Here is a 6,780-nt window from a genome sequence, read left to right as displayed (position 1 = left end):
CGGCTCGCCAGGACCTCCGGCCGCTGGCGCGGGTCCGTACCGCGTGCCCGGGGCCGACCCCTCCACGCGCGGCGTGGACGCTCCCGCCGGTGTCCGTGGTCCGTTCAGCGGGCCAGGTCGGAGGGCACGAGGCTGTAGGCGGCCAGATCGGTGCGACCCTCGTGCAGCGGCATCGCGTTGCGTTCGATCCCCTCCAGGACGAACCCGGCCTTCTCCGCGACCCGCCGCGACCCCGCGTTCCCCGTGGCCGCCTTGAGCTCGATCCGTTCGAAGCCCTGGTCGATCGCCCAGCGCGAGACCGCCACGGTCGCCTCGGTCGCGAACCCGCGGCCGCGGCCCCACGGGGAGACCGAGTAGCCGAGTTCGGTCCGCATCGCGGGCCAGTCCGTGCGCAGCAGGCCGATCGATCCCGCCAGACGGCCGGTGTCCTTCTCCACGGCGGCCCAGTGCTGCCCGTCGCCGTTGGCGCGCAGGGCGGGGGCGACCTCCCCGCACCACCGCTCGGCGTTCTCCCGTGTGTAGGGGACGCCGGGTTCGGGGAGGGGGACCCACCGCTGGAGGGCGGGGTCGGTGTAGATCAGGAAGACGTCGTCGACGTCCTCCTCGACGAACGCGCGTAGTCTCAGCCGTTCCGTCTCCAGGATCACGGAGGGCAGGATCCGCTGCGCGGGGGAGGGCGGCGGGGTCTCGGGCATGGGTGTCGTGGGTCCTCGGTCGTCGGATGGTGCGCACACCCTATGCGCAGGGGAGCGGTGTTGCCCCATTGATGTGATCTACGCCGTAAAGGTGCTGTTCGTCTTCCCACGCGCCAAAGGTGGAGGAGTTCCCGAAAGATGGCGACCTCCTCGACCCCGTCCACCCGCCGGACGGACGTCCGGCGCCGCGTCAGGCCCGCCCGCGGACGACCCGCTGTCGGATCTCGGTGTCGAACACCGCCGAGAACGCGTTGCCCGGACACTCGGTGTCCAGCCAGTCGCGGTGGCGCGAGATCGTCCGGGCCGGAGTCGCCGCGCCGGTACCCGGGTGGACGTACTCGATCTCCGCCGCCGGGTCCAGGCCCGTCACCGAGCACAGCACGCGCAGGACGTTGACGAGGGAGTCCCGCGCCGCCTGGGTGGGCAGCTCGTCGGTGAAGTCCCCGAGCAGGCACACACCGATGTTGCCGTGGTTGAACGTGTAGGCGTGGCCGGCCGTCACCGACGCGGCCCGGCCGGGCCTGGGCCACTCCGAGAAGACCGGAACCCGGTCCTCACCCGAGTGGCGACCCTCGTAGACCGTGCCGTCGGGGTCGATGAGCATGTGGTAGCCGATGTCCCCCCACGCCAGCTGGACCGCGTGCAGGTGGTAGACCGCCCGCACGTCGGCGGCGTGGTCGCCGCTGCCCGCCAGCGCGGTGTGGTGCACGGTGAGGGCCTGCACCGGGTGGAACTCGGCGGGCCAGAGGTCGTTGCCCTCGTCGTCGAAGCGGTACGACTCGTCCGCTCCCCAGCCCGCGCGGGTCACGAACCGCACGGACGGGCGTCCGGAGGAGCCGCCCAGGGTCTGGTAGCCGTCATCCGGGGCTGACAGGGACGTACGGGCGGGGCCGTCGAACCGCAGTGCCTCCCCGTCGCTCAGGTTCAGCGCCGACGTTCGGGCGCCGCCGCGCACCTCGTAGCCCGTGGCGCCCTCGGGGGCGCGGACGACGGCGGCGGAGACGGGTTCCCGGTCGTCCCGGCCCGAGGTGTGCAGGTGCAGCGGTTCCCAGGTGCCGAGGCCCGCGCCCGTCTCGAAGCGGATCTCGGGTTCGGTGGCGGCCGTCACCGGTCGGGTCACCGTTACCACGTCGAACGGGGTGCCCGGCCGGACGAGGCCGTCGGATCCGGGGAAGGGCTCGGCGATCACACGGGGGATCTTCAAGGCCGTGTCGGCCAGGGCGGGACCGCGCGCGGGCAGCGTCGCGCCGAGGGCGGTCAGGCCGGTGAGGGCGGTGGAACCGGCGAGGAATGAACGGCGTCGCATGCTTCGTCCTTCTCAGCGGGAGGAGGTCGGTGGGCCCCGCCGGCGGCGGGACACGAACCCGGCGTCGGCGGCCCGACGCTTAGCCGGGTGCGGGCCCTTCCCGGGGGCGTGGGGAGGTTCGCACAGCCTTGCACAAGCTCGTGCCCGTAGGGGGTTTCGGCGCGCCGGGTACGTTCCTCCCGGCGGGGCACGGTGCCTCTGGATCGTCGGGCGCCGTCGGTGCCGCCGGTGCGCCGGGGCGGGCTTCGACGTCTGCGGGGCGCCTCCGGCCTGTGGTCCGACCCGCTCCGACCGGGGGTGGCCGACGCACGGCCCGGGACGGTCTGGCCGCCGCTGTCCCGTGGCTGGGGCTCTCCGATTTCTCCCCAACCCGAAGGTCGGGGCATCCTCGAGGGAGGACGGTGGACCCGGAAAGCGGTTGGGGCGGTCATCCCCGGTGGGGGCCTGAGCGACCGGTGGGGACCCGGGTGAACGGAACGAACGTCGCGGACTACGCTTACGGGTCTATGTCGGATCAGGTGGACAAAGGGCAGTCGGCACACCTCTTCGGGGAGCGATCATGACCAACGGTGACCGCGGGTCGGCCCGGCGTGACGGCGGCCGGGAGGAGTCCCGGGAACGGGGCGGGCGGGCGGCCCCGGGTCTCGGCGGCCTCCTGGAGGGGCTGCCCGAGTCGGGGCGCGGAACCCAACCCCGGCGAGGTGGGGGAACGAACCCGTTCCGCCAGCCCCCGCGGTCGTCCGCCCCGGCACCTACCACGTCCGCGCCCACGGAACCGATCCCGACGGTCGCCGAACCCGGCCCCGGGGATCGGGAGGGAGACGCCGAGCGCCTCCCGGAGGAATCCGCCGCCCCCACGGGCGCGGAGGAGACCCCCACCGCCCCGGACCGGGGACCCGCCGACGCGGAGCCCTCCGACCCCTCCGAGGCCGACTCCTCCGAGCCCGGTGTCTCCGACCCCGCGGACGTCGCACCCGCGGACGTCGCACCCGCGGACACCGTCGCGTTCACGGAGGCCGAGGGGGAGTCCGTGCCCGCCGAACCCAAGGCCACCCGGTCGCGTGGAGCCTCCGCTCACGCACCGACCCCCGCCGACGACCGGCCGAGCCCCAACGTCATCCCGTTCCGGGGTGGTGACCGGGCCCCGGCTCCGGCTCAAGGGAACGGGCGCGACCACGGGCGTACCTCGAAGGCGGCGCCCACCGCCGCCGAACCACCCGCGCGAACCACCGCACCGGGACCCGCGGAGCCGCGTCCCACGACCACCGAAGCGGAGCAGAGCAACACCGTGCACGCACAGCAAGCAGCCGAGCCCCGCCCGGAGCCCGGGCACACCGGTCCGCGCCCCCAGGCCGCCACGGCGCCCACCGCCTCCGGCCCCCCGGCCGACCACGCCTACGGCGACCCCGAGCGCGCCGCCGTCTACCGGGCCATCAACGAGCGCCGCGACGTGGTCGGGGGCTTCCGTTCCACCCCGGTCCCCGACGACGTCCTCACACGCGTCCTGGAGGCCGCGCACCAGGCGCCCAGCGTCGGTGACGCGCGCCCTTGGGACTTCGTCGTCATCGACGACCCCGCCGTGCGGGCCCGTGTGCGCGACCTGGCCGAGTCCGAGCGCGACGACCACACACGTGCGCTGCCCGGGTCCCGGGCCCGGGCGCTGACCGGCCTGAAGGTCGAGGCGATCGTCGAGGCCCCGCTCAACATCGCCGTCACCGTCGACCCCTCCCGGGGCGGCCGCCACGCCCTGGGCCGTCACGCCCAGCCGCTGAGCTCCGGGTACTCGCCCGCGCTCGCCGTGGAGAACCTCTGGCTGGCCGCGCGGGCGGAGGGGCTGGGGGTCGGTTGGATCAGTCACGTCGACGAGCGCGACGTGGCCCGTGTCCTCGACCTTCCCCCGCACCTGGAGGTGGTCGCCTACCTCTGCGTCGGCTACGTCGAGGAGTTCCCCGTCGAGCCGGCGGCCGGACCCGACGGCGCGGTGGGCGCACGCCCCCTGTCCTGGGCGGTGCACCGCGACCGCTACGGCCGTCGCGGTCTGCCCGGCCAGGAGCCCACGAGTCTGCTGGAGGAGACCATCGCCGCCATCGGAGCGCTGAACACCCGCGCGGTGGAGGAGGCCAGGGACCGGCAGAACCGCATGACCAAGCCGCGGGGCTCGCTCGGGGTCCTGGAGGAGGTGTCGGTCCGGCTCGCCGGGCTGGCGGGCGTGTGCCCGCCGCCGATCCCCGAACCGGTCGCGGTCGCGGTGTTCGCCGGGGACCACGGCGTGCACGCCCAGGGGGTGACCCCGTGGCCGCAGGAGGTCACGGCCCAGATGGTGCACAACTTCCTCGCCGGGGGCGCGGTGGTCAACGCCTTCGCCGCCCAGGTCGGCGCGGAGGTGACCGTCGTGGACGTGGGTGTGGCCGGGGATCTGCCCCGGGCCGCCGGTCTGCTGCCCCGCAAGGTGGCGCGCGGTACCGCCGACCTCACCCGGGGTCCGGCGATGACCCGTGAGCAGGCCCTGCGGGCGTTGGAGAGCGGTATCGAGGTAGCTCGGGACCTCGTCTCGGCGGGGAACCGCTGCCTGGTCACCGGGGATATGGGGATCGCCAACACGACGCCGGCCGCCGCGTTGGTGTGCGCGTTCGCCGGGGCCGAGCCGGAGAACGCCACCGGTCGGGGGACCGGTGTGGACGACGCGACCTTCGAGCACAAGGTGTCGGTGGTGCGGCGCGCCCTGGCGGCCAATCCCGTGGACCCGGCCGACCCGATCGGCACCCTCGCCGCCTTGGGCGGTCTGGAGCACGCGGCCCTGGCCGGGTTCGTCCTGGGCGGTGCGGCCCTGGGTGTTCCGGTCCTGCTCGACGGGGTCATCGCGGGGTCGGCCGCGCTCGCGGCGGCGGCCATCTCCCCGGAGTCGGTCCAGGCGTGCTTCGCCGGCCACCGTTCCAGCGAGCCCGGGCACACCCTCGCCCTGGATCACCTGGGCCTGCGCCCGCTGGTGGACCTGGAGATGCGGCTGGGGGAGGGGTCGGGCGCCCTGTTGGCGCTGCCGATCCTTCAGGCGTCGGCGCGCGTCCTGCGCGATGTGGCGACCTTCGACGACGCGGGCGTGTCCACTCTCGACTGAGGGATCCGTGCCCGAGGTGCCCGTACCCGGTCGTGCCGCAGCCGGGTGCGGTCGGGTTCACACTGGGCGCGCGCACCGGTTTACTCAGGTGTAATACCGCTTTGACAAGGTGATGCACACCATCGCGATACATCGCCGGCGGCGCGATGGGGTACTACCGTCCGCGCACCCCGCCGTCGTCGCCGGGGGCCGGTACTGACGACGGAAGGGGCGCGACCGTGACCTATCTGCTGGGTTTGCGCATGAAGGGCCGCGACGTCCTCGTGGTCGGAGGGGGACGGGTCGCCGGGCGTCGCGTCCCGGTCCTGTTGGAGGCGGGTGCGCGCGTCACCCTGGTGGCGCCCTCCGTCTCGGCCGCGTTGGAGGACCTCGCCGCCGCGGGGCGTATCACGTGGGAGCGGCGGGTCTACGCTCCCGGTGACGTGTCGGGTCCCGAGGCCCCCGACTTCTGGTTGGTGCACGCCGCCACCGATGCCCCTGACGTCAACGCGGCGGTCGCCGAGGAGGCCGAGGCCGCCCGGGTGTGGTGCGTGCGCGCCGACGACCGGCACGTCTCCTCGGCCTGGACGCCCGCCACCGGGACCGCGGGCGGGATCACCGTCGGTGTGGTCGCCTCCGGTGACCCGCGCAGGGCCGCGGGGCTGCGTGACGCCATCACCGACGGGCTCGCCGACGGCACCCTGGACGCTCGGCGCGGCCGTGAGCGGTTCAGTGGTGTCGCGCTGGTGGGGGGCGGGCCGGGTGATCCCGGCCTGATCACGGTCCGCGGGCAGCAGTTGCTCTCCCAGGCCGATGTGGTGGTGGTCGACCGGTTGGCGCCGACCTCGCTGCTGGACCGCCTCCCGGCGGATGTGGAGATCGTCGACGCCTCGAAGATCCCCTACGGCCGGTCGATGAGCCAGGAGGACATCAACGACGTCCTGGTCGACCGCGCCCGTCGGGGCAGGTTCGTGGTCCGGCTCAAGGGCGGGGACTCCTTCCTCTTCGGCCGGGGTGGGGAGGAGGCCGCCGCCTGCGCCGCCGCGGGTGTGCCGGTCATCGCGGTCCCCGGTGTGACCAGTGCGCTGGCCGCTCCGGCGAGCGCGGGCATTCCCGCCACGCACCGGGGGGTCGCCCAGGACGTGCACATCGTCTCGGCGCACGTGGCTCCGGGGGACGAGCGCTCCACCGTCGACTGGCGGGGGCTGGCCCGGGCGGGCGGAACGGTGGTCGTGCTCATGGGGGTCGAGCGGATCGAGGCGATCGCCGAGGCGCTCGTGGATCACGGGCGTCCGTCGGATACCCCCGTGGCGGTGGTGCAGGAGGCCACGCTGCCTGGCCAACGCACGGTCACGGGTACGCTGGCGGACATCGCCGACTCGGTCCGATCGGCCGGAGTGCGGCCCCCGGCGGTGGTGATCATTGGAGAAGTGGTCAAAACGGCGCGGGATCTTGACATACTGCACACGGGGACCCAGTTCGAGACGCGTCGACTGGCGACCGGGCGCGATCTCCAGTGAGACCCCCGCCAGCGGCGTTCGGCGTCCGTGCGGTGGGGGACCGTCAGCACCGATGAGGAGGGCATACCGATCATGACCCGGCCGTCGGCCGCACCGGACGCCAGTGGCTCCGGTGCCTCGGACCGGTTCGGTACCGGACCGGCCGCCACCTCCGACCATCCCGCT

Annotated in this window: 4 protein-coding genes; 2 read left to right on the top strand and 2 right to left on the bottom strand. The window is 74.2% G+C overall.

Annotated features, from left to right (window positions below):
* Positions 1 to 104 precede the first annotated feature (104 nt).
* Complete coding sequence (locus D471_RS0123775; protein ID WP_017600933.1) at positions 105 to 695, bottom strand: GNAT family N-acetyltransferase; 591 nt, start codon at positions 693 to 695, stop codon at positions 105 to 107.
* 190 nt (positions 696 to 885) lie between these two features.
* A complete protein-coding gene (locus D471_RS0123770; RefSeq protein ID WP_017600932.1) occupies positions 886 to 2,001 on the bottom strand; it encodes a peptidoglycan recognition protein family protein in 1,116 nt (371 codons plus the stop codon).
* Between the two features lie 559 nt (positions 2,002 to 2,560).
* Between D471_RS0123770 and cobT the strand changes: the two genes are divergently transcribed.
* Both cobT and cobA read left to right on the top strand, forming a co-directional pair.
* Positions 2,561 to 5,116: a nicotinate-nucleotide--dimethylbenzimidazole phosphoribosyltransferase gene (gene cobT / locus D471_RS0123765; RefSeq protein WP_017600931.1), complete on the top strand. Its 2,556-nt coding sequence runs from the start codon at positions 2,561 to 2,563 to the stop codon at positions 5,114 to 5,116.
* A gap of 218 nt (positions 5,117 to 5,334) precedes the next feature.
* Positions 5,335 to 6,615 carry a uroporphyrinogen-III C-methyltransferase gene (gene cobA / locus D471_RS0123760; RefSeq protein WP_017600930.1) on the top strand — a complete coding sequence of 427 codons (1,281 nt, stop codon included), beginning with the start codon at positions 5,335 to 5,337 and terminating at the stop codon, positions 6,613 to 6,615.
* The last annotated feature ends 165 nt before the right edge of the window (positions 6,616 to 6,780 follow it).

The organism is Nocardiopsis lucentensis DSM 44048 (assembly GCF_000341125.1).
Lineage (GTDB): Bacteria > Actinomycetota > Actinomycetes > Streptosporangiales > Streptosporangiaceae > Nocardiopsis > Nocardiopsis lucentensis.
This window is presented reverse-complemented; position numbering and strand designations above follow the sequence as displayed.